The 22,986-nt window shown below is 67.0% G+C and carries 19 protein-coding genes; 17 read left to right on the forward strand and 2 right to left on the reverse strand.

Annotated elements, in window-relative coordinates; genetic code table 11:
• The first annotated feature begins 71 nt into the window (after positions 1-71).
• Positions 72-1,370, forward strand: a complete 1,299-nt coding sequence (locus DQG15_RS02360; RefSeq protein ID WP_116082430.1) for an acetyl-CoA carboxylase biotin carboxylase subunit family protein — start codon at positions 72-74, stop codon at positions 1,368-1,370.
• A 98-nt stretch (positions 1,371-1,468) separates the two neighbouring features.
• Positions 1,469-3,481 (forward strand): CocE/NonD family hydrolase, encoded by a 2,013-nt coding sequence (locus DQG15_RS02365; protein ID WP_198665051.1) that lies wholly within the window; start codon positions 1,469-1,471, stop codon positions 3,479-3,481.
• Positions 3,482-3,539: 58 nt separating this feature from the next.
• Here the strand turns inward: DQG15_RS02365 and DQG15_RS02370 are convergent, their stop codons facing one another.
• A complete protein-coding gene (locus tag DQG15_RS02370; RefSeq protein ID WP_116082432.1) occupies positions 3,540-4,511 on the reverse strand; it encodes a LysR family transcriptional regulator in 972 nt (323 codons plus the stop codon).
• 138 nt (positions 4,512-4,649) lie between these two features.
• On the opposite strand from DQG15_RS02370, the gene chvE reads away from it, so the two are divergent.
• The 14 genes from chvE to DQG15_RS02440 all read left to right on the forward strand — a co-directional run bounded on the left by chvE (position 4,650) and on the right by DQG15_RS02440 (position 20,863).
• On the forward strand, positions 4,650-5,714 hold the full coding sequence (gene chvE / locus DQG15_RS02375; protein ID WP_116082434.1) for a multiple monosaccharide ABC transporter substrate-binding protein: 1,065 nt from the start codon (positions 4,650-4,652) through the stop codon (positions 5,712-5,714).
• Between the two features lie 135 nt (positions 5,715-5,849).
• The gene (gene mmsA / locus DQG15_RS02380; protein WP_116082435.1) at positions 5,850-7,385 is read left to right on the forward strand and encodes a multiple monosaccharide ABC transporter ATP-binding protein; all 1,536 of its coding nucleotides are present in this window, start codon (positions 5,850-5,852) and stop codon (positions 7,383-7,385) included.
• 5 nt (positions 7,386-7,390) lie between these two features.
• Positions 7,391-8,590 carry a multiple monosaccharide ABC transporter permease gene (gene mmsB / locus DQG15_RS02385; protein ID WP_370454164.1) on the forward strand — a complete coding sequence of 400 codons (1,200 nt, stop codon included), beginning with the start codon at positions 7,391-7,393 and terminating at the stop codon, positions 8,588-8,590.
• 5 nt (positions 8,591-8,595) lie between these two features.
• The gene (gene araD1 / locus DQG15_RS02390; RefSeq protein WP_116082438.1) at positions 8,596-9,588 is read left to right on the forward strand and encodes an AraD1 family protein; all 993 of its coding nucleotides are present in this window, start codon (positions 8,596-8,598) and stop codon (positions 9,586-9,588) included.
• Complete coding sequence (gene araD / locus DQG15_RS02395) at positions 9,588-11,330, forward strand: L-arabinonate dehydratase (RefSeq protein ID WP_116082440.1); 1,743 nt, start codon at positions 9,588-9,590, stop codon at positions 11,328-11,330. The genes araD1 and araD overlap by 1 nt, the downstream gene beginning before the upstream one ends.
• A 173-nt stretch (positions 11,331-11,503) precedes the next feature.
• On the forward strand, positions 11,504-12,445 hold the full coding sequence (gene ytfQ, locus DQG15_RS02400) for a galactofuranose ABC transporter, galactofuranose-binding protein YtfQ (protein ID WP_116082441.1): 942 nt from the start codon (positions 11,504-11,506) through the stop codon (positions 12,443-12,445).
• 90 nt (positions 12,446-12,535) lie between these two features.
• Positions 12,536-14,071 (forward strand): sugar ABC transporter ATP-binding protein, encoded by a 1,536-nt coding sequence (locus tag DQG15_RS02405; RefSeq protein ID WP_116082443.1) that lies wholly within the window; start codon positions 12,536-12,538, stop codon positions 14,069-14,071.
• Positions 14,068-15,093, forward strand: coding sequence for an ABC transporter permease (locus DQG15_RS02410; RefSeq protein ID WP_116082444.1), 1,026 nt, complete (start codon positions 14,068-14,070; stop codon positions 15,091-15,093). Before DQG15_RS02405 ends, DQG15_RS02410 begins: the two co-directional genes overlap by 4 nt.
• Entirely contained in the window at positions 15,090-16,055 is a 966-nt protein-coding gene (gene yjfF / locus DQG15_RS02415; RefSeq protein ID WP_116082446.1) for a galactofuranose ABC transporter, permease protein YjfF, read from the forward strand. Before DQG15_RS02410 ends, yjfF begins: the two co-directional genes overlap by 4 nt.
• A 23-nt stretch (positions 16,056-16,078) precedes the next feature.
• Positions 16,079-17,020: a Gfo/Idh/MocA family protein gene (locus DQG15_RS02420; RefSeq protein ID WP_116082448.1), complete on the forward strand. Its 942-nt coding sequence runs from the start codon at positions 16,079-16,081 to the stop codon at positions 17,018-17,020.
• 101 nt (positions 17,021-17,121) lie between these two features.
• Positions 17,122-17,988 carry an SMP-30/gluconolactonase/LRE family protein gene (locus DQG15_RS02425; protein ID WP_116082449.1) on the forward strand — a complete coding sequence of 289 codons (867 nt, stop codon included), beginning with the start codon at positions 17,122-17,124 and terminating at the stop codon, positions 17,986-17,988.
• Positions 17,989-18,108: 120 nt separating this feature from the next.
• Positions 18,109-19,122: a TRAP transporter substrate-binding protein gene (locus DQG15_RS02430; protein ID WP_116082451.1), complete on the forward strand. Its 1,014-nt coding sequence runs from the start codon at positions 18,109-18,111 to the stop codon at positions 19,120-19,122.
• Positions 19,122-19,619 (forward strand): TRAP transporter small permease, encoded by a 498-nt coding sequence (locus tag DQG15_RS02435; RefSeq protein WP_116082452.1) that lies wholly within the window; start codon positions 19,122-19,124, stop codon positions 19,617-19,619. Before DQG15_RS02430 ends, DQG15_RS02435 begins: the two co-directional genes overlap by 1 nt.
• Positions 19,616-20,863, forward strand: coding sequence for a TRAP transporter large permease (locus DQG15_RS02440; protein WP_116082454.1), 1,248 nt, complete (start codon positions 19,616-19,618; stop codon positions 20,861-20,863). Before DQG15_RS02435 ends, DQG15_RS02440 begins: the two co-directional genes overlap by 4 nt.
• Positions 20,864-20,893: 30 nt before the next feature.
• On the opposite strand, the gene DQG15_RS02445 is transcribed toward DQG15_RS02440, so the two are convergent.
• Positions 20,894-21,355 carry a MarR family winged helix-turn-helix transcriptional regulator gene (locus DQG15_RS02445; RefSeq protein WP_116082456.1) on the reverse strand — a complete coding sequence of 154 codons (462 nt, stop codon included), beginning with the start codon at positions 21,353-21,355 and terminating at the stop codon, positions 20,894-20,896.
• 176 nt (positions 21,356-21,531) lie between these two features.
• Between DQG15_RS02445 and DQG15_RS02450 the strand changes: the two genes are divergently transcribed.
• On the forward strand, positions 21,532-22,911 hold the full coding sequence (locus tag DQG15_RS02450) for an NAD-dependent succinate-semialdehyde dehydrogenase (protein WP_116082458.1): 1,380 nt from the start codon (positions 21,532-21,534) through the stop codon (positions 22,909-22,911).
• Positions 22,912-22,986 lie beyond the last annotated feature (75 nt).

Genomic DNA, 22,986 nt, shown 5'->3' on the forward strand with positions numbered 1-22,986 from the left:
GGCCACGCGACACAACCAAATCAAAAGAAACGGGCCCGCATCTCGCGGGACCCGTACCAGAGGGGGGTAACATGACGAAAAACGTGTTCGTCATCGGCTTGAACGATCACAACGCCGAGCGGCTGAAGCGCCTGCGCGGCGTGGAGGACGTCGAATTCCACCAGCTGCTGACGCCAGCGCAGGTCTCCGACACGCAGGACTTCGACATCCCCGCGATGCTCGACGAGGCGCGCGGGACGCTCGACGCCTTCGGTGGATCGATAGACGCCATCGTCGGCTATATCGACTTTCCTGTCTCGACCATGCTTCCGATCCTCTGCCGGGAATACGGCACGAAGCAGACCTCTCTCGAGGCGCTGCTGAAGTGTGAGCACAAGTTCTGGTCCCGGTGCGTGATGCGCGAAGCGATCCCGGACCACATCCCGAAGTTCACAGCATTCGATCCGTTCGACGACGACGCGCTGTCCAAGATCGGCGAAGCGGATCTGCGCTTCCCGTTCTTCGTGAAGCCGATCAAGTCCTCCGGCTCGCGCCTCGGCTTCCGGATCGACAGCCCCGAGGACTTCGACTTTGCGATCGAGAAGCTCCGCGCAGAGATCCGCACCATTGGCGAGCCCTTCGACCACGTCCTCGCGCAAGCCGACCTGCCGGAGGACATCCGCGCCGTTGAGGGCCATTACTGCATGGCCGAGCAGGTCATCGGCGGGCGCCAATGCACCGTCGAGGGCTATGTGCATGATGGCAACGTGGTGCCCTACGGCACGGTGGATTCGATCCGCTACCCGCAGGTGCTCAGCTTCTTCTACTACCTCTATCCCTCGACCCTGCCCGCCCGCGTTCAGGAAAAGATGTGGGAGATCACCCGCACGATCATGAGCCATATCGGCTACGACAATGCGGGCTTCAACATCGAGTATTACTGGGACGAGGTTCAGGACCGGATCTGGCTGCTGGAGATCAACACCCGCATCGCGCAGTCGCACTGCGACCTCTTCGAGATGGTCGACGGCGTATCGCACCAGCAGGTAACCATCGATCTCGGCCTCGGCCGGGCGCCCGACATGCCGAAGGGCGAAGGCCCCGAGAGCGTCGCGGCGGAGTTCTTCTACAGGGTCTTCTTCCGCGATGCCCGCGTCGCCCGCGCCCCCTCGGCGGCGGAGGTTCAAGTCGCCGCCGAGACCGTGGAGGGCGCCCGTATCGTCTCCTATGTGTCGAAGAACATGATGCTTTCGGAACTGCCCGAACAGGACGCCTACAGCTACGCCGTCGCCTCCGTCTGGATGGGGGCCGGAAAGCAGTCCAAGCTGCTGTGGAACTACGAGCAGGTAATGAAGAAGCTCAACTACGAGTTCGCCGACATCGTCGAGTAGGCGCAGGCTCTTCGGGAGCAGCGCGGTGGATGGACTTCGGAGCCGGGGGCGCGGATAAGGTCCATGCCCCCGCCCTTCCCTGACCGGATCGCTGACCCATGAAGATCGACACGGACATGCCGCGCGACGTGCGCGAACTCGAGCACGTCGAGATCCCGATGCCGGACGGCACCCGCCTCGCCGCGCGGATCTGGATGCCGCAGGACGCCGCTGACCGGCCGGTCCCCGCAATCCTCGAGTACATTCCCTACCGCAAGAACGACAAGACGCTGGAGCGGGACGCCGCCCGCGCGCCCTGGCTCGCGGGGCATGGCTACGCCTATGTCCGGCTCGACATCCGCGGAACCGGCGAGTCGGACGGCGTGATGACCGACGAGTACACCGACATCGAGCTGCAGGACGGTTGCGACGCCATCGCCTGGATCGCGGCGCAGGACTGGTGCGACGGCGGCGTCGGTATCGTCGGGATATCCTGGGGTGGCTTCAATGGCCTTCAGCTCGCGGCCCTGCGGCCCCCCGCACTGAAAGCCGTCGTGACGATCTGCTCCACCGACGACCGCTACGCCGATGACATCCACTACATGGGCGGTGCGCTTCTCGGCGACCAGCTCTCCTGGGCGTCGGTCATGTTCGGCATCAATACGCTTCCGCCCGATCCCGCCCATGTCGGCGCGCGCTGGCGGGAAATGTGGGAGGCGCGGCTCGACCAGTCCGGCCTCTGGCTCGAGGAATGGATGCGCCACCCAACGCGGGACGCCTTCTGGAAGCACGGCTCCATCTGCGAGAACTGGGACGACGTCGAGGTGCCGGTTTATGCGGTCAGCGGCTGGGCGGACGGCTACTGCAACTCGGTCTTCCGCCTCGTCCAGAACCTGCGCTCTCCCGCCAAGGGCATCGTCGGCCCGTGGTCCCACAAGTATCCCTATCTCGGCGCCCCCGGCCCCGCCATCGACTGGCTCACGGAGGAGACGCGCTGGTGGGACCAGTGGCTGAAGGGCGAGGAGACCGGCATAATGGACGAGCCGCCGCTGCGCCTGTTCCTGCAGGACCACGCGGAGCCGCGCTCTCACTACGACGTCCGCGAGGGCCACTGGATCACCGAGCCCGCCTGGCCCTCCCCCAATGTGACGCCGGCCACCTATCCTCTTGGCTCTGACGGATCGCTCGGGACCGAGGGCGCGCCGGACGCACCCCTGACGATCGCCTCTCCGCTCTGGACAGGGATGCAGGGGGGGAAGTGGTGTTCCTACGCCCATCCCGGAGACCAGCCCGGAGACCAGCGCCGCGACGACGCCGGGAGCCTGACCTTCGAGACGGCCCCGCTCGAGGCCGATCTCGCCATCGCCGGCGCCGCCGCCCTGACCCTCACCTTCCGGGTGGATCGCCCGGTGGCTCAGGTGGCCGTGCGCCTGATGGACGTGGCCCCGGACGGCGCGGCGACGCGGGTGAGCTATGGCCTGCTGAACCTGAACCACCGGAGCAGCCACGAAACGCCGGAGGCGCTGGAGCCGGGGCGCGACTACACCGTCTCGGTTCCGTTCAAGCATGTCGCCCAGATCTTCCGGGCCGGGCATCGCATCCGCCTGGGCCTTTCGACGAGCTACTTCCCGATCGCCTGGCCCGTCCCCGAGCCGGTCCGTCTCACGGTCCTGCCGGCGGCATCGTCCCTCACCCTCCCCCTGCGGGAGGCGAATGTGGACACGGCGCCCGATTTCGACCCGCCGCGCGCGGGCGCGCCACTCGACATGTCGTTCGAAGCAGCACCCAAGGCCGAATGGACCGTCACCGAGGACCGCGATACCGGCCGCCTGACCATCGAAGTGCGGGACCACGAGGGGGACGCGGTGATCTCGGCACAGGAGTTCCGCCACTCCGCCGAGGGGCGCGAGATCTACACGATCCTGCCCGGCGATCCCCTCTCCGCCGAGGGCGAGGTGACGTGGATCCATGAGATGAGCCGCGATGGGTGGGAGGTGCGGACGGAGACGGATACGCGCCTGACGGGCGACGCGACCCATTTCCGGATCGAGGCGCGGCTGCGCGCGTGGAGCGGCGGGGAGCTGGTACGCGATCTCGACTGGGACGTCCGGGTGCCCCGCGTGATGAGCTGAGACCGGCGGACGGGCGGCATGTCCGCCCTGCCCCGCCCTGCCCACTGCGGACCGCCGGTTAGTCCTGAGCTCTTGAGCGGGCGCGCAGGAGGGTCATGAAGCGGTCGGCCGCGGGCGTCAGGGCCGCACCGGCCCGGGAGACGATGCCGAAATCCTCGACCGCGATGTCCTCCGCGACGGGCAGGATCGCGAGCCGGCTGCCGAGCGCCGCCCGTTCGATGAAGAAGCGGCACACAGCGCTCGCGATCGGCGCGATGGCGTTCGTCTCGTTGACGAGGGCGAGCGTGAAGAGGATCGAGGTCGTGCTGACCACGCGCGACGGCACGCTCAGACCCTTCGACAGAAGATAGTTCTCCGCCGTCCGGCGCAGCAGCCCGCCGGGCGGCTGCATCACCCAGTCGTAGTCGAGGCAGTCTTTCAGCGTCGCGTCCGCCTTGCGCGTCAGGGGATGGGCGAGGCGCACCAGAAGACTGATCGGCTCCGGTCCGATCATGTCGATGGCGAAGGGACGGGCATCGGCGGCATCCGGGACCCGGCCGATGTAGAAATCGAGATTGTCGGCAAGGAGCGCCTCGGCGAGACGGTCCGAGGTGTCCACCTGCACCGTCACCTCGATCTCGGGATAGGCCAGCCGCACCTCGCGCTGTACCGGCAAGAGCTGTTCAAGGGACGGTCCAGTCACCGAGCCGACACGCACATGGCCCCGAATGCCGCCCTTCAGCCCCTCCATCTTCTGATGAGCGCGGTCGAGCCCCTTCAGCGTCTCCGTCGCCTGATCGGCGAGGATGCGACCCGCTTCCGTCAGTTCGATCCCCCGCGGGTGCCGGATGTAGAGGGGCGTTCCGACAAGGGGCTCCAGCTGCGCCAGAAGCCGGGAGGCGGCTGGCTGAGTCATGCCCACATGGCTCGCCGCCGCGCCGATCCGGCCATGCTCACGGAGCGCGGACATCAGCCGGAGCTGGGAAAACTTGAGCCCCCCGCGGACGAGGTCCGGGGCGGCGGTAGATCTGGGGCGGTCCGAGCTGCTCATATCATTTTCGGTATATCGAAGCGCACAATCGGAATTTGTTATGTATCTGCGTAAAGGGCAAGGGTTGTATCGGGCCGCGCAACGTCGCGTGCCCGGGAGAAGCCGGCGCACGATCCGCTCCGGCGAAGGGAGGACAACATGAAACTCACGCGACGCGCCCTTGGCGCCACCGCGATGGCTGCGCTTCTGGCGCTGCCCGCTTACGCACAGGATCAGGGCACCGTCGGCATCGCCATGCCGACCAAGTCTTCGGCCCGCTGGATCGCCGACGGCGAGAACATGGTCCGGCAGTTCGAGGAGGCCGGCTACGCGACCGACCTTCAATATGCCGAAGACGATATCCCCAACCAGCTCGCCCAGATCGAGAACATGATCACCAAGGGCGTCGATGCCCTCGTGATCGCCGCGATCGACGGCACCACGCTGACGAACGCGCTAGCCAACGCGGCCGCGATGGATATCCCGGTCGTCGCCTATGACCGGCTGATCCGCGACTCGGGCGATGTCAGCTACTACGCCACCTTCGACAACTTCCAGGTCGGTGTGCAGCAGGCCAACACGCTCGTCGAGGGTCTCGAGGAGCGCTTCCCCGATGCCGAGCCCTGGAACGTCGAGCTCTTCGGCGGCAGCCCCGACGACAACAACGCGTACTTCTTCTACGATGGCGCGATGTCCGTCCTGCAACCGCTGATCGACGACGGCCGCATCAACATCGTGTCCGGTCAGACCGGGATGGATACCGTCGGCACGCTGCGCTGGGACGGCTCCGTCGCGCAGGCGCGGATGGATAACCTTCTGTCCGCCAACTACACCGACGAGACGGTGCACGGCGTCCTGTCCCCCTATGACGGGCTCTCCATCGGCATCATCTCCTCGCTGAGGGGCGTGGGCTACGGCTCGGGCGACATGGAGATGCCCATCGTCACCGGTCAGGACGCGGAGATCCCCTCGATCAAGGCGATCGTGCGCGGCGAGCAGTATTCCACCATCTTCAAGGACACCCGGGAACTCGCCGGCGTAGCCGTGGGCATGGTCGATGCGCTCCTGCAGGGCGGCGAGCCGGAGATCAACGACACCGAGACCTACGACAACGGCGTCAAGGTCGTGCCGTCCTACCTTCTGGAGCCGGTTCCGGTGACGGAAAGCAACTGGCAGGACGTCCTCGTGGGCGGCGGCTACTACACCGAAGACCAGATCGAGTGACGGTCGCGCCGGGCGGCACCGGATGCCGCCCGGCCCCCGGCCACCCCGGCCCCGCACTTCGGCTCCCCCACCTTCATCCCCGGCCGGCGGGCACTTTCCCGCGGGACCCGGTGTCTCTTCTTCAAGGATTCCGCCATGGCGACGCTGCTCGAGATGCGCGACATCACCAAGGAATTTCCCGGTGTGAAGGCGCTCGACCGGGTGAACCTGAAGGTGGAAGAAGGTGAGATCCACGCCCTCGTGGGCGAGAACGGCGCCGGCAAATCGACCCTGATGAAGGTACTGTCGGGCGTCTATCCGCACGGCTCCTACAGCGGCGACATCCTCTACGACGGCGAGGTCCAGTCGTTTCGCGGCATCCGCGACAGCGAGAGCCGCGGCATCATCATCATTCATCAGGAACTCGCCCTGATCCCGCTTTTGTCCGTGGCGGAGAACATCTTCATGGGCAACGAGCGCGCCAAGCGCGGCATCATCGACTGGCGCCGGACGGAGATGCGCGCGGCGGACCTCCTGGCGCGCGTCGGTCTGAAGGAAAGCCCCAAGGCGACGGTCGCCGATCTCGGCCTCGGCAAGCAGCAGCTCGTGGAGATCGCCAAGGCCCTGTCCAAGGACGTGCGCCTGCTGATCCTCGACGAGCCGACCTCGTCGCTCAACGAGCAGGACAGCGACAAGCTCCTCGCCCTCCTCGCCGAATTGCGCAAGCAGGGCGTCACCTCGATCCTGATCAGCCACAAGCTCAACGAGATCCGGCAGGTGGCGGACACGATCACCGTCCTGCGCGACGGTGGCGCCGTGGCCCGCCTCGACTGCAAGGACGGCATCAGCGAGGACGACATCATCCGCGACATGGTTGGACGGTCGCTGAACGACCGCTACCCCGAACGCGACCCGCAGATCCGCGACGAGGTGGCGATGGAGGTCACGGGCTGGACCGTCCATCATCCGGTGCAGACGGACCGCGTCGTCGTCAGGGACGTCTCGTTCCACGTCCGCCACGGCGAGGTGGTCGGCATCGCCGGGCTGATGGGCGCGGGCCGCACAGAACTTGCCATGAGCCTCTTCGGCCGCTCCTACGGCCGGGACATCAGCGGCACCGCGAAGATCAACGGCCACGTGGCGGACCTCTCAACCGTGCGCTCGGCGATCAATGCCGGGCTCGCCTATGCCACCGAGGACCGCAAGACCTACGGCCTCGTCCTCGACGAAACCATCCGCCGGAACGTGCCGCTCGCTAAGCTGGACGCGGTCGCCGACGGCGTCGTCGTGAACGGCGCGCGAGAGGCGGAGGTGGCGGAGCGCTATCGCGGGCGGCTTAACATCAAGTCGAGCTCCATCGAGCAGGAGACGGTGAACCTTTCGGGCGGCAACCAGCAGAAGGTCGTGCTGTCCAAGTGGCTCTTCGCCGATCCCGACGTGCTGATCCTCGACGAGCCGACGCGCGGCATCGACGTCGGCGCGAAATTCGAGATCTACACCGTGATCCGTGACCTCGCCGCCAGCGGCAAGGCGATCATCGTCATCTCGTCGGAGATGCCGGAGCTCCTCGGAATTACCGACCGCCTCTACGTCATGAACGAAGGCCGCTTCGTGGGCGAGATGCCCACGGCCGAAGCCAGCCAGGAGAAGATCATGGCCCGCATCATCAAATCCGGAGACCGTGTGCAATGAGCCAGATCGTCGATGAAACGGCCGATCGGCCCGCCGGAGAACAGGCGCGTGCCAGCTGGCGCTTTCTGAAGGGGCACCTGCGCGAATACGGCATCCTCTTCGCGCTGATCGCCATCATGGCCTTCTTCCAGGTCGCGACGGGCGGGATCCTCCTCAAGCCGGTGAACCTGACGAACCTGGTGCTGCAGAACTCGTACATCGTCATCATGGCGGTGGGGATGCTCCTCGTGATCGTCGCCGGGCATATCGACCTCAGCGTCGGCTCCGTCCTCGGCTTCATCGGCGCGCTCGCGGCGGTGATGATCGTGAACTGGGACGTGCCCTACCCCGTCGCCGCCGTCGTCTGTCTCGCCGCCGGCGCGGTGATCGGCATGGCGCAGGGGTTCTGGATCGCCTATTTCCGCATCCCCTCCTTCATCGTGACGCTCGCGGGAATGCTGGTCTTCAAGGGCCTGACGCTGTGGCTCCTCGCGGGCCAGTCGGTCGGCCCCTTCCCGCCGCAATTCCAGCTCATCTCCTCGGGCTTCCTGCCGGACCTCTTCGCCATGGAGGGATTCAACCTGATGTCCTTCCTGATCGGCCTCGCCGTGGCGGTCGGCCTGACGCTCCTGGCGCTGAGGAACCGCGCGGCGCAGGCGAAGACCGGCGCGCCGGAGGAGCCCTTCGCCTTCTTCGCCGCCAAGACCGCCATCGTCTTCATCGGGATCACCTGGATGAGCTGGCTGATGGCCGATTTCCGGGGCCTGCCCAACGTCTTCATCGTGATGGCGCTGCTGATCGCGATCTATTCCTTCGTCACGAGCCGCACCACGACGGGCCGGCGCATCTACGCCATCGGCGGCAACGAGAAGGCGGCCATGCTCTCGGGCATCAACGCAAAGCGCCTGACCTTCCTGACCTTTGCCAACATGGGAATGCTGGCGGCGCTTGCCGGCCTCGTCTTCGCCGCACGCCTCAACACCGCGACGCCGAAGGCCGGCGCGACCTTCGAACTCGACGTGATCGCGGCTGTCTTCATCGGAGGCGCCTCCATGGCCGGCGGTGTCGGAACCGTGGTCGGAGCCGTCATCGGCGCCTTCATCATGGGCGTGATGAACAACGGCATGTCCATCCTCGGGATCGGGATCGACTACCAGCAGGTGATCAAGGGCCTCGTGCTCCTGGCCGCCGTGATCTTCGACGTCATGAACAAGAAAAAGGGATAAGGGCCATGCTGCTCTCTCAGTACATTGGCGAGGCGGGCCGCCCGCAGGTCGTCGCCCGTGAGGGATCGGAGGCCTACGAGGTCAAGTCGGACGCCTCGCTCTACGAGCTTGCGATGGAGGCCGCGGGGACCGGCACCTCGATCCGGGACCATATCCTCGCCCTCGGCCTGAACGGCGCGGTGGACCTCGAGGATCTCCAGTCGCAGGGCCGCCTCCTGCCCCCGCTCACCCATCCCGATCCCGCGCACCTGCACCTCACCGGGACCGGGCTCACACATCTCGGCTCCGCCTCCACCCGCGCCTCGATGCATTCCAAGAAGCCCGAGGACGAGACGGACTCGATGCGCATGTTCCGCATGGGCGTCGAGGGCGGCAAGCCCGGCAACGGGGCGGCGGGCGTGCAGCCCGAATGGTTCTACAAGGGCACAGGTCACGCCCTCGTCCCCCCCGGCGGACCCTTGAAGAGCCCCACGTTCGCCCTCGATGGCGGGGAGGAGCCGGAGATCGCCGGGCTCTACGTGATCGGCCGGGACGGCATGCCCGTGCGGGTGGGCTTCGCACTTGCCAACGAGTTTTCGGACCACGTCACCGAGCGGCAGAACTACCTCTACCTCGCCCATTCCAAGCTGCGCCCCTGCGCCGTCGGCCCGGAACTTCTGGTCGGCGAGCTTCCGGACAGCATCGAGGGGACGAGCCGGATCCGTCGCGGCGAGGAGGTCATCTTCGAGAAATCCTTCCTGTCCGGGGAGGCGAACATGTCCCACTCGATCCGCAACCTCGAACACCATCACTTCAAGTACGACCTCTTCCGGCAGCCGGGCGACGTGCATGTCCACATGTTCGGCACCGCGACGCTGTCCTTCGCGGACGGCGTTAGCGCCGAGGACGGGGACATCTTCGAGATCGAGGCCGGCCCCTTCGGGCTTCCGCTGCGCAACCCCCTCGCCCGTCCGCAGGCCGAAACGCGCGAACCCCTGACAGATATCCGGGTGCTGTGATGAGCTTTGAACCCGCCGAATGGCCCAGACGGCTCAGAAGTCAGGAATGGTACGGCGGCGTCAGCCGCGACAACATCTATCACCGCGGCTGGCTGAAGAATCAGGGCTACCCCCATGACCTGTTCGACGGGCGCCCGGTCATCGGCATCCTCAACACGTGGTCCGAGCTCACCCCCTGCAACGGCCATCTGCGCGAGCTTGCCGAGAAGGTGAAGGCGGGGATCTGGGAGGCCGGCGGCTTCCCCGTCGAGGTGCCGGTCTTCTCCGCGTCGGAGAACACCTTCCGCCCCACGGCGATGATGTACCGCAACCTCGCCGCGATGGCCGTCGAGGAAACGATGCGCGCGCAGCCGATCGACGGCGCAGTCCTTCTCGTCGGCTGCGACAAGACGACCCCGTCGCTGATGATGGGCGCGGCCTCGACCGACATCCCCTCCATCGTCGTCACCGGCGGGCCGATGCTGAACGGCTGGTTCCGCGGCGAGCGCGTCGGCTCCGGCACGGCGCTCTGGCAGATGTCCGAGGACATCAAGGCCGGGAAGATGACGCAGGAGGAGTTCCTCGAGGCGGAGCAGGCCATGTCCCGCTCCTCGGGGACCTGCAACACGATGGGCACCGCGTCGACCATGGCCTCGATGGCCGAGGCGCTCGGCATGGCCCTCTCCGGCAATGCGGCGATCCCCGGCGTCGATGCGCGGCGGCGGGTGATGGCGCAGCTCACCGGCCGCCGGATCGTGCAGATGGTGAAGGACGACCTGAAGCCGTCCGACATCCTGACCCGCGAAGCCTTCGAGAACGCGATCCGCTGCAACGGCGCCATCGGCGGCTCGACCAACGCGGTGCTGCATGTCCTCGCGCTCGCCGGCCGCGTAGGTGTCGACCTCACGCTGTCGGACTGGGACCGGCTTGGCCGCGACGTGCCCACGATTCTGAACCTCATGCCGTCGGGCAAGTACCTCATGGAGGAGTTTTTCTATGCCGGCGGCCTGCCGGTGGTCCTCAGGCGCCTCGGCGAGGCCGGCATGCTGCACAAGGACGCGCTGACGGTGTCGGGCGGACGGATCTGGGACGAGGTCTCGGACGCGGTGAACTGGAACGACGACGTGATCCTGCCGGTCGAGCGGGCGCTCACGGCCTCGGGCGGCATCGCTGTCCTGCACGGGAACCTTGCGCCGAACGGGGCGGTCCTGAAGCCCTCCGCGGCCAGCCCGGAGCTGATGAAGCACAGGGGCCGCGCCGTCGTCTTCGAGGATATCGACGATTACAAGGCGCGCATCGCCGACGAGGATCTCGACATCGACGAGACCTGCGTCATGGTGCTGAAGAATTGCGGACCGAGAGGCTATCCGGGGATGTCCGAGGTGGGGAACATGGGCCTGCCGCCCAAGGTCCTGCGCCGCGGCATCACGGACATGGTCCGGATCTCGGACGCGCGCATGTCGGGCACCGCCTACGGCACCGTCGTTCTGCACACCGCGCCCGAAGCGGCGGTGGGCGGCCCTCTCGCAGTGGTCCGCAGCGGCGACATGATCGAGCTCGACGTGCCTGGCCGGCGCCTGCATCTCGACATCCCGGAAGCTGAGTTGCAGGACCGGCTGAAGGCCTGGACGCGGTCCGAACCGCCGCCCGCCAGCGGCTACGCCAGGCTCTTTCACGATCATGTCGAGGGCGCCGAGAGCGGCGCCGACTTCGACTTCCTCAAAGGCTGCCGCGGGAACGAGGTCCCGAAGGACAGCCACTGAAGATCCGCGGCATCCGTGCCGCGGGAGCGAGACGGCGCGTCCGGGCCTATAGCGTCCGGCGCGCCGTGGCAGGAGGCCCCCGGGTAGCCGGGGGGGAGAGAGACGCCGAACCGCGCGAACGGCCCCCTATGGGCCGCCCACCGCGCCCATGACACTTAAAGGGAGAGAGACCAATGAAGACATTGTTGACCACGACCGCCATCATCCTCGGCGCCGTTTCGGCACAAGCCCAGACCGTGGGCTTCTCGCAGATCGGCTCCGAATCCGGCTGGCGCGCCGCCGAAACCACGCTCACGCGCCAGCAGGCCGAAGAGCGCGGGATCGACCTGCGCTTCTCCGACGCGCAGCAGCGCCAGGAAAACCAGATCGCCGCCATCCGGTCCTTCGTCGCGCAAGGGGTGGACGCGATCCTGCTCGCCCCGGTCGTCGCGACCGGTTGGGACAGCGTCCTGGAGGAAGCCGCCGAGGCCGAGATCCCGGTCGTCCTGCTCGACCGCCGCGTGGACAGCTCGGACGATCTCTACCTGACCGCCGTGGGCTCAGATCTGGTCCACGAAGGTGAAGTTGCTGGCCAGTGGCTGGCGGACGAGGTGGGCGACGAGGAGTGCCGCATCGTCGAGCTCGAGGGCACCACGGGGTCCTCCCCCGCCATCGACCGTGCCACCGGGTTCCGCAACGCGATCGAGGGCCACGATAACCTCGAGATCGTGCGCAGCCAGACCGGCGATTTTACCCGCACTGGCGGCAAGGAGGTCATGGAGAGCTTCCTCCAGGCCGAGAGCGGCAACGAGATCTGCGCGCTCTACGCCCATAACGACGACATGGCGCTCGGCGCGATCCAGGCGATCAACGAGGCGGGCATGAATCCCGGCGAGGACATCCTCATCGTGTCCATCGACGCGGTCCCGGACATCTTTCAGGCCATCGCCAACGGCGATGCGAACGCGACCGTGGAACTGACGCCGAACATGGCCGGCCCCGCCTTCGACGCCCTCGAAGCCTATTGGGAGAGCGGCACCGAGCCCGAGAAGTTCATCCAGACGGACTCCGCGCTCTACACGCAGGACGACGATCCGATGGCCGAGTACGAGGCCCGGAAGGACCTCGGCTACTAAGAGGCGATCACCGGCGCGGGCGGCCGATCCGGCGGCCCGCGCCTTTTCCTCCCGGCTCCCCCATTCATTCGCTTGCGAGACCCCGCTGCCATGCTGCTGTCCATCAGATCCCTGTCGAAAGCCTTTCCGGGCACGAAGGCGCTGGATGCGGTCGATTTCGATCTGGAGGCCGGTGAGGTCCACGCACTTCTCGGCGAGAACGGCGCCGGCAAGTCCACCCTGATCAAGTGCCTGACCGGCGCCTATCGCCGGGACGCGGGCGAGATATGGCTGGATGGCGCGCAGATCTCGCCCGAGTCCACCTCTCAGGCGCAGGACCTCGGGATCGGCACGGTCTATCAGGAGGTGAACCTCCTGCCGAACCTGACCGTCGCGCAGAACCTGACCTTCGGCCGGGAGCCGCGCCGCTTCGGCATGATCGACGGGCGCGCGCAGACCCGCATGGCCGAGGAGATGCTCCGGGGCTACGGCCTCGAGATCGACGTGTCGCGGGATCTTGGTTTCTATTCCGTCGCGGTGCAGCAGGTTGTTGCCATCGCCCGGGCCGTGGCGCTGTCCGGAAAGGTCTTGATCCTGGACGAGCCGACCGCGAGCCTCGATGCCGCCGAGGTGCGGATGCTGTTCGACGTGGTGCGGGGCCTGAGGGACAAGGGCCTCGGCATCGTCTTCGTATCCCACTTTCTCGATCAAGTGTTCGAGATCTGCGACCGGCTGACGGTGCTTCGCAACGGCCGGAAGATCACCACGGAACGCGTAGCCGAGCTGAACCGCCTCCAGCTCATCGAGCACATGCTCGGCCGGGAACTGGAGGACGTCACGGAACACGGCGCGGCGAAGGGCTCCGGGGATGATCAGGCGCAAAGCCGGGCCGAGATCCTGCACTTCGAGAAGATCGGGCGTCCGGGCCTCGTCGAGCCGTTCGATCTGTCCGTGCGCGAGGGCGAGGTGATCGGCCTTGCGGGGCTTCTCGGCTCCGGCCGCACCGAAAGCGCTGAACTTCTCTTCGGCGTGCGCAGCCCCGCGACCGGGTCGGCCCGCGACGCAGAGGGCGCCGTCGCGCACGGCACCCCGCGCGAGGCGATCCGGTCGGGCTTCGGCTTTGCCCCCGAGGACCGCAAGACCGATGGCATCATCGCCGATCTGTCCGTGCGCGAGAACATCATCCTCGCCCTGCAGGCCCGCCGCGGCTGGACGCGGCCCATTCCGCGCGCCGAACAGAACCGGCTGGCGCAGAAGTACATCGACCGGCTCGACATTCGCACCTCCGACGCCGAGAAGGCCATCGGCGATCTGTCGGGCGGCAATCAGCAGAAGGTCGTCCTGGCCCGGTGGCTGGCGATGAACCCACGGTTCCTGATCCTCGACGAGCCGACGCGCGGCATCGATGTCGGCGCTCATGCCGAGATCCTGCGCCTGATCCGCGAGCTGACGGAGGCGGGCATGTCCGTGCTGGTGATCTCCTCGGAGTTCGACGAGCTCGTCGCTGCCTCGGACCGCATCATCGTCCTGCGAGACCGCCGCCACGTGCGGGAGCTGACCGGGTCCGAGGTCGCGGCGGACGAGATCGTGCGCGCCATCGCCGGCCGGCCTGCCGAGCCCGCGACCACCATGGAGGCCACCCGATGAAACGTGCGCTCAGGCGGGTCCTGCCCCAGATCGTCACCCTTGCGATCCTCATGGCGCTGACGTCCGTGTTCTTTCCGCAGTTCCTTGCCGTCGACTACCAGGGCGGGCGCCTCTCCGGGCCGGTGGTGGACGTGCTCAAGCGCGGCGCGCCGGTGGCACTCCTGGCCGTCGGCATGACCCTCGTCATTGCAACGCGCGGGATCGATCTCTCCGTCGGCACGGTCATGGCGATCACCGGCGCCGCGGGCGCCTGGGCCATCGCGTCGGGCTGGGGCGTCGGGCCCGCGCTCCTGCTGGCGCTCGCGACCGGCCTCGTCTGCGGGCTCTGGAACGGCTGTCTCGTCGCGATCATCGGGATCCAGCCGATCGTCGCGACGCTGATCCTGATGACCTCCGGCCGCGGCATCGCTCAGCTTATTACCGAGGGACGGATCCTCACGTTCAACGATCCCGCCTTCTCCTGGCTCGGCTCCGGCAGCCTCGCCGCCGTGCCCGTCCCGATCTTCATCTGGGTGCTGACGGCCATCGCCTTCGCGGCGCTCATGCGGCGGACGGCGCTGGGGCTTCTCGTCGAAGCCATCGGCATCAACCGCTCCGCCTCTGCCCTCGCGGGGATCAATGCGAAGGTGCTCCTTATCGCGGTCTACATGGCTTCCGGCCTGTGCGCCGCGCTCGCCGGGATCATCGCTACGGCGGATATTCGCGGCGCGGATGCCAACAATGCCGGGCTCTGGCTGGAACTCGACGCGATCCTCGCGGTGGTGATCGGTGGCAACTCGCTCCTCGGCGGGCGGTTCTCCATCGCCGCCTCGGTCCTCGGCGCGATGATCATCCAGACCATCGACACCGGCATCCTGCTGTCGGGCTTCCCGTCCGAGTACAACCTCGTCATCAAGGCCGGGCTCGTGCTGACCGTCCTCGTCGTGCAATCGCCGAACATGGCCCGGCACTGGTTCCTACTGCGCCGCCGCGCGCAGCGCCTTCGCGAACCGGCCCCGGTCGAAGGGAGCGCACCGCGATGAGCGTCAATCCCCGCCTCTACCCGCTTCTTGCGACGATCGGCATCTTCATCGCGGCCTATATCGTCTGCTGGCTGCAGTTTCCCTACATGCTCTCCACCCGCGTCGCCGGGAACCTGCTGACGGACAACGCCTATCTCGGGATCGTCGCGGTCGGCATGACACTCGTCATCCTGTCGGGCGGAATCGACCTTTCCGTCGGCTCGGTGATCGCCTTCTCGGGCGTCTTCATCGCCGTCGTCCTGCGCGAGACGGGACTGCATCCCTTGATCGTCTTCGCCATGCTTCTGTCGATCACGACGGCCTTCGGCGCCGCGATGGGCGGGATCATCCACGGCCTCGCCATGCCGCCCTTCATCGTCACGCTGGCGGGGATGTTCCTCGCCCGCGGCGCCTCCTACATGCTGACCATCGATTCCGTGCCGATCTCCGATCCGTTCTACGAGGCGCTGAAGGATGCGTATTGGCTGATGCCGGGCAAGGGGCGACTGACCTTCATCGGCATCCTGATGCTGCTGTCGGTGGCGGTGGGGGCCCTCATTGCGCATCGCACCCGCTTCGGCGCGTCCGTCTTCGCCATCGGCGGCGGGGAGCACACGGCGCGGCTGATGGGCGTTCGCGTGGGCCCCGTGACGGTCGGGATCTATGCGTTCTCGGGGTTCATGGCGGGCCTCTCCGGCATCGTCTTCTCGATCTATACCGGCTCCGGCTACCCCCTCGCGACGGTGGGCGCCGAGCTCACCGCCATCGCCGCCGTCGTGATTGGCGGCACGCTCCTGACGGGCGGTGCTGGCTACATGGTGGGGACGCTCTTCGGGGTCCTGACCATGGGCCTCATCCAAACCTACATCGTGTTCGACGGCTCGCTGTCGAGCTGGTGGGCCAAGATCGTCATCGGCGTCCTGCTGCTTCTCTTCATCCTGCTCCAGCGCGGCCTCCTTCGAGTCACCGCGCTGCGGGCGTGATCCCTGTTCCAGACGGAGAAACCATGTCCTCCTCCCTGCCCCGCCCCCTGCCCGTCGCCCTTGTCGGGATCGGCAAGATCGCCCGGGACCAGCATGTCCCCGCTCTTGCCGGATCGGACGCCTTCACCCTTGCCGCCTGCGTCAGCCGCTCCGGCGGCGTCGAGGGCGTCGAGACCCACGAGACGCTGGAGGCCCTCCTGGACGCGCGGCCGGACATCCCTGCCGTGTCGCTCTGCATGCCTCCCGTCCCCCGGTTCGCAGCCGCACGCGCCGCGATCGCCGCGGGCCGGCACGTGATGCTCGAGAAGCCGCCCGGCGCGACAATTGCCGAGGTGTTGCGCCTGCAGCAGATGGCCGAAGACGCCGGCGTCACCCTCTTCGCCTCGTGGCACTCGCGTATGGCCAGTGGCGTGGCGCCGGCGAAGGCATGGCTCGCGGACAAGAGGATCCGGCGCATCCGGATCGACTGGAAGGAGGACGTCCGGAAGTGGCATCCCGGCCAAGAGTGGATCTGGAAGGCGGGCGGGCTCGGCGTCTTCGATCCCGGCATCAACGCGCTGTCGATCCTGACCGAGATCTGTCCGGACCTGCTGCATCTGACCGCCGCGACGCTCACCTTCCCGGAGAACCGCGACACGCCGATCGCCGCCGATCTGACCTTCACGGACGGAGACCTCGTAGAGGCGACGGCCGGGTTCGACTGGCGACAAGAGGGGGACGATATCTGGCAGATCGAGGTGGAGACGGATGCCGGGCCCTTGCGCCTGACCGAGGGCGGCTCGCGTCTCTTCATCGACGAAGCTGAGCACGAGACGGGCACGACTGGCGAATATCCCGCCCTCTACGCCCGGTTCGACGAGCTGATCGCCAGACGTCGCTCGGATGCGGATGCGGCCCCGTTGATCCATGTCGCCGACGCGTTCATGCTCGGGCGTCGGGTGGCAGGCCCCGCTTTCCACGACTGACCCGGACACCGACCCCAGACGGAGCTTCGAATGACCGCCCTCTCAAGGTGCCACCTCGCTGACGACACCCCCCTGATCCGGCGCCTCTCGGGTATGCGCACATGAGCGCGGCCGACATTCACGACACGACCCGCTGTCTTCTCGGAGAGGGTCCGCTCTGGCACCCCGAACGGGAGCAACTCCTGTGGTGCGACATCCTTTCCCGCCGGGTCCTTGGGCGACAGGACGGCGCGCTGCGGGACTGGTCCTTCGACCGGTTCGTCTCCTGCCTCGGCTGGGTAGACCGAACCTCCGTGATCGTCGCGACGCAGACCGATCTGACCCTCCTCGATCTGGACAGCAACGCGCGGGAGCGCGTCTGCCCGCTCGAAGCCGAGAACGTCGCGACCCGCTCCAATGACGGCCGCGCCGATCCCTGGGGGGGCTTCTGGGTCGGAACGATGGGCATCGACAAGGCAGCCGGCGCCGGCGCGATATACCGCTATTACAAGGGCGAACTGACCTGCCTTCGCCCTGGCATCACCATCCCCAACGCGATCTGCTTCAGCCCTGACGCCCGGTTCGCCTACTTCGCTGATACCCCGACCTCCTGCATCTTTCGCTGGGAGCTGGACGACGAGGGCTGGCCACGCGGGGAGCCCGAGGTCTTCATCGACGAACGCGCCTCCGGCAGCTTCCCTGACGGGGCCGTCACCGACCGCGAGGGGCGGCTCTTCGTGTCCCATTGGGGCGCCTCCCGGATCGCCATCTTCACGGCGGAGGGAACGCCGGACGGGGCGGTCAGCGTGCCTGCCACCCAACCCTCCTGCCCCGCGTTCGGGAGCGAGGACCTCTCGACGCTCTACTGCACCACTGCCGCGATCGGGCTGTCCGAAGAGACCCTGACCGAGCGGCCGGGCGAGGGACTGACCTTCGCGCTCCGCGGTGCGGGGACCGGACGCCGGGAATACCGGGTGCGATTGGACTGAGGGTCGCGCCGGAACCGGGGGGACGCGCGGCCTTCCCCACCCCGATCTCCCTTCGGTATGGTTGACGCCCCTTCGCAGAATAGACATTGCTCCTCCAGCACTGAAGGAGGAGATTTTCCGATGCTGCGACGTTCATTTCTTGCGACCGCGTCGGTCGCCGCCCTTGCCGGTCTGATCGGCTCCGCCGCCAGCGCGGCCCCCGAGGATTTCGCCGACATGGAGCCCGTCTCCCTGCGTCTGGCCCACGTGGTCAACGAGCAGGACGGCTTCCACGTCGCCGCCGAGCGCTTCGCCGAACTGGTCTCCGAGCGGACCGGCGGCAAGATCGAGGTCGAGATCTTCCCGAACGCCACGCTGGGCGACGAGCGCACGCTTCTCGAGGGAATGCAGATCGGCAGCATCGACATGGGCGTGATCACCAATGGCCCGGTCTCGAACTTCCTGCCGGAAATGGCGGTGTTCGAACTGCCGTTCCTGTTCCCCTCCAACGAGGACGCCTACGAGGTGCTCGACGGCGAGATCGGGCAGGAGCTGCTCGACCGCCTCGAGACCGTGAACCTTAAGGGCCTGGCCTATGCCGAGCGCGGCTTCCGCAACCTGACCAACTCCGTCCGCCCGGTGGCGAGCCCCGACGACATGGGCGGCCTGCGCATCCGCGTCATGGAGAACCCGGTCTACATCGACACCTTCCGCGAGCTCGGCGCCAACGCCATTCCCATGGCCTGGACCGAAGCCCTGACGGCGATGCAGCAGAGCACGATCGACGGGCAGGAAAACCCGGTCAACGTCGTGCACAGCTTCAAGCTGGACGAGACCCAGAACTACATGACGATGACGCGGCACAGCTACGCCCCCGCCATCTTCGTGATGGGCCAGCCGGCCTGGAACAAGGTCCCGGAAGAGGCGCATGACGTCCTCGTCGAAGCCGCGCGCGATGCCTCCGCGCACGAGCGCGAGGTCAATGCCGAGATGGAAGCCCAGCAGCTCGACGAGCTGCGCGAGCGCGGCATGGAGATCGACCTCGAGCCCGATCTCGACGCGTTCAAGGCGCAGATCCAGCCGGTCTACGACGAGTACGGCGAAAAGTTCGGCGAGCTTCTGGAGCGCATCCAGGCGCAGACCTCGGCGAACTGATGGAGCGGCTCGCGAGCTCTCTGGAGCGCGGTCTTGCGGCCGTGCTGCGCCCGGTGGTCTTTGCCGGGATGGCGGCCCTCGCGGCCGTGATCACGCTCCAGATCGTCTCGCGGGTCCTCTTCACGGCGGTCAGCTGGACGGAGGAGGTCGCGCGCTTCCTGCTTGTCTGGCTGACCTTCCTCGGCGCCACGCTCGCCCTTGCCGAGAAGCGCCATATCGCCGTGACGATCGTGACCGACAGGTTGCCCGCCGGGCTTCGCCGCGGCGCCGTGCTCGTGGGTCTCGTCGCCATGACGGCCTTTCTCATCGCGCTGACGTGGATCGGCTGGACCTACATGTCCATGCAGTCCTTCCAGCGCTCCGCCTCCATGCAGTTGCCGATGATCTACGTCTATGCCGTGATCCCGATCAGCGGCGCACTCATGGCCGCCCTGTGCATCGCCGATCTCGCGGCGACCGCATCGGGGCGGGACACGGGCCCGAAGGACACCGCATGAGCCTCGTTCTGTTCGGGATCTTCGCCGTCCTCATGGTCATCGGCGTTCCGGTCGCCATCGCCATCGGCGCCGGCACCCTTGCCGCGATTTGGGCCAGCGGCACGCCGCTCCTCGTGGTGCCGCAGCAGATGTTCTCCGGCGTCAACAGCTTCGCCCTCGTCGCCGTGCCGATGTTCATCCTCGCCGGGGACATCATGGCAGCGGGCAAGATCAGCACCCGCCTCGTCCAGCTCGCCGATGCGCTTATCGGCTTTCTGAAAGGCGGGCTCTCCATCGTGTCCATCCTAGCGGCTATGTTCTTCGCCGCGATCTCGGGGTCCGGCGCCGCGACAACCGCCGCTGTCAGCGCGACGCTGGTGCCGGAGCTGAAGGCGAAGGGCTACGACGCGGCCTCCGCCGCCAGCCTCATTGCCGCCGGCGGCACGATCGGCGTCGTCATTCCGCCCTCGGTCCCGATGATCCTCTACGCGGTCATCGCGCAGGAATCCGTGGCCGAACTGTTCCTGAACGGCTTCCTGCCGGGTGTGGCCATGGGGCTCGGCCTTATGGCAATCGCGCTCTGGCAGGGCTATCGCCGCGCCTATCCCAGCGGCAGCGCCTTCTCGCTCCGGACCATCGCGCGCAGCTTCGTCTCTGCCTTCTGGGGCCTGATGACGCCCGTGATCATCCTCGGCGGCATCTTCTCCGGGATCTTCACGCCGAGCGAGGCGGCCGTGGTCGCCGTCGACTACGCGATCCTCGTGTCGCTCTTCATCTACCGGGACCTCACCTTGCGGGACATCTACCGCATCGTGATCCGCTCCGGCGTGACGACGGCGGTCGTGATGTTCGTCATTGCGGCCTCGGCGGCCTTGAGCTGGGCGCTCTCCAACTGGCAGGTGCCCGCGAGCATCGCATCCGGCGTGCTGTCCCTCAGCCAGGAGCCGATGGTCGTCCTCGCGATGATCCTCGTCGTGGTTCTCGTCACGGGCATCTTCATCGAAACCGCCTCGGCGCTCATCATCCTGACCCCGATCCTGCTGCCGCTGGTGATGCAGCTCGGCATCGACACGATCCATTTCGGGATCATCATGGTGGTGGGATTGTCGATCGGGATGATCACTCCGCCGGTCGCGATCAATCTCTACGTGGCGGCCTCGGTGACCAATATCGGGCTGGAGCGGATCGCGAAGGCGGTCCTGCCCTACCTCGCCGTGCTGATCGGGGTGCTGATCGGGGTGACGTACCTGCCGCTGATGCTCTGAGGGCGCAGGTGCCGGCGGGCGCGCCCGGCCTCAGGGGAGGCCGGCGTCCCTTGGTGTCTCCAGTGCCTTCACCAGTGACCATACACTCCGGCGCATCGCGTCGAACTCCGCCTCGCTGAGGCCCAGATCGCCTGCGAGCTTTCGCGGGATGGGCTCGGCGCGCGCGCGCAGGGCTGCTCCCGCCTCCGTCAGGGAGACCTTCACCCTCCGCTCGTCCTCGGCATCACGCGCGCGCGTGACGTAGCCTGAGGCTTCCAGACGTTTCAGGAGCGGCGTGAGGGTACCGCTGTCGAGATGGAGCCGGGCGCCAAGGGAAGACACACTCTGTGGCGCTTCCTCCCAGAGGACCAGCATTACGAGGTACTGGGGATAGGTCAGACCGAGCGGGCCGAGCGCCGGCCGGTAGAGCCGCGTAAGCATGTTGGACGCAGCGTAGACGGGGAAGCAGATCTGCCGCCCGAGGGCCAGGTCGTCCGTGCTCTCATCGGTCATCGCGCCCTGCCCCTTCCCCGGATCGCTCCTGCCGCCGATGCCACGCATCGACGCGGCCGCATCGCCAAACGACGCAGCGTCGCGAATTGAATTGCACGCAATTGGGTCCCGCACAAGGAAACATTCCGCGCGCCCCGCGTTGCCCACCCGACATTCCAGATACGACGAGGCGCGACATGAGCGACCAGATCAAGACGATCAATCCCGCGACCGATGAGGTCCTCGAGACCTACGATTACATGACGAACGATGCCGCCAAGGCCGCGGTGGAGGCCTGCCATGAGGCGTTCCTGTCCTGGAGGCTGAAGAGCCACGAGGACCGCGCCGAGATCATCCGCGCGATCGGCAAGGAGCTGAAGGCGAGCAAGGACGAGTTCGCGGCGCTGATGTCCCGCGAGGTCGGCAAGCGGATCGGCGACAGCAAGCAGGAGATCGACCTCTGCGCGCAGATCTGCGAGTTCACCGCGGAGAACGGACCGAAGGAACTGGCCGACGAGGAACGCGACATCCCCGGCGGCACAGGCGTCGTCACCCAGTCGCCGATCGGTGTGATCTACGGCATCCAGCCGTGGAACTTCCCCTGCTATCAGGTCGTGCGCTACGCCATCGCCAATCTCATGGCGGGCAACGGCATCCTGCTGAAGCACGCCGAAAGCTGCACCGGCAGCGGCCTCTTCCTCCGCGACGTGATGGAGCGCGCGGGCCTGCCGAAGAACCTCTTCACCCTCCTGATCATAGACCATGACCAGTCCGACAAGATCATCGAGAACGACCTCGTGCGCGGCGTGACCCTCACCGGCAGCGACGGCGCTGGCCGGGCCGTCGGTCAGAAGGCCGCTGAGCAGCTCAAGAAGTCCGTCCTCGAGCTTGGCTCGAACGATGCCTACATCGTCCTCGAAGACGCCGACCTCGACCTCGCCGTGAAGACTTGCGTCATGGGACGGATCTACAACAACGGCCAGACCTGCGTGAACGCCAAGCGCTTCGTCGTAACCGAGAAGCATTACGACGCCTTCGTCGAGCGCTTCACCCAGCAGATGAGCGCTATCGAGATGGGCGATCCGTTCGACGAGAAGACGGGTCTCGGGCCGATGTCCCGCACCGAGCTGCGCGACGAGCTGGCGAAGCAGGTGGACGACAGCATCGCGAAGGGCGCGCGGGCGCTTTGCGGCGGCAAGGTTCCGGATCGGACGGGCGCCTATTACCCCGCCACTGTTCTCGTGGACGTCGCGCCCGGCCAGCCGGCCTATGACGACGAACTCTTCGGCCCCGTCGCCTCCGTCATCAAGGCGAAGGACGACGAGGACGCGATGCGCATCGCCAACGACAGCCGTTACGGTCTCGGCGGCGGCATCTTCTGCAAGGACGAGGGCCGCGCGCGGGAGCTTGCGAGCAAGCATTTCGACACCGGCATGATCTCGATCAACGGCTACAACATCGCCATTCCAAACATGCCCTTCGGCGGCGTCAAGAATTCGGGCTACGGCCGGGAGCACGGCGGCTTCGGCATGAAGGAATTCGTCAACACCAAGTCGATTTACATCACCGAGCAGTAACGGGGGTGGAGAGGTCGGCGGCCTCTCCCTGCCCTAGCCTGCATGAAACGGCCCGGCGCGCTGAAGCGGCCGGGC

The organism is Tropicimonas sp. IMCC34011 (assembly GCF_003390865.1).
Taxonomy (GTDB): Bacteria; Pseudomonadota; Alphaproteobacteria; order Rhodobacterales; family Rhodobacteraceae; genus Tropicimonas_B.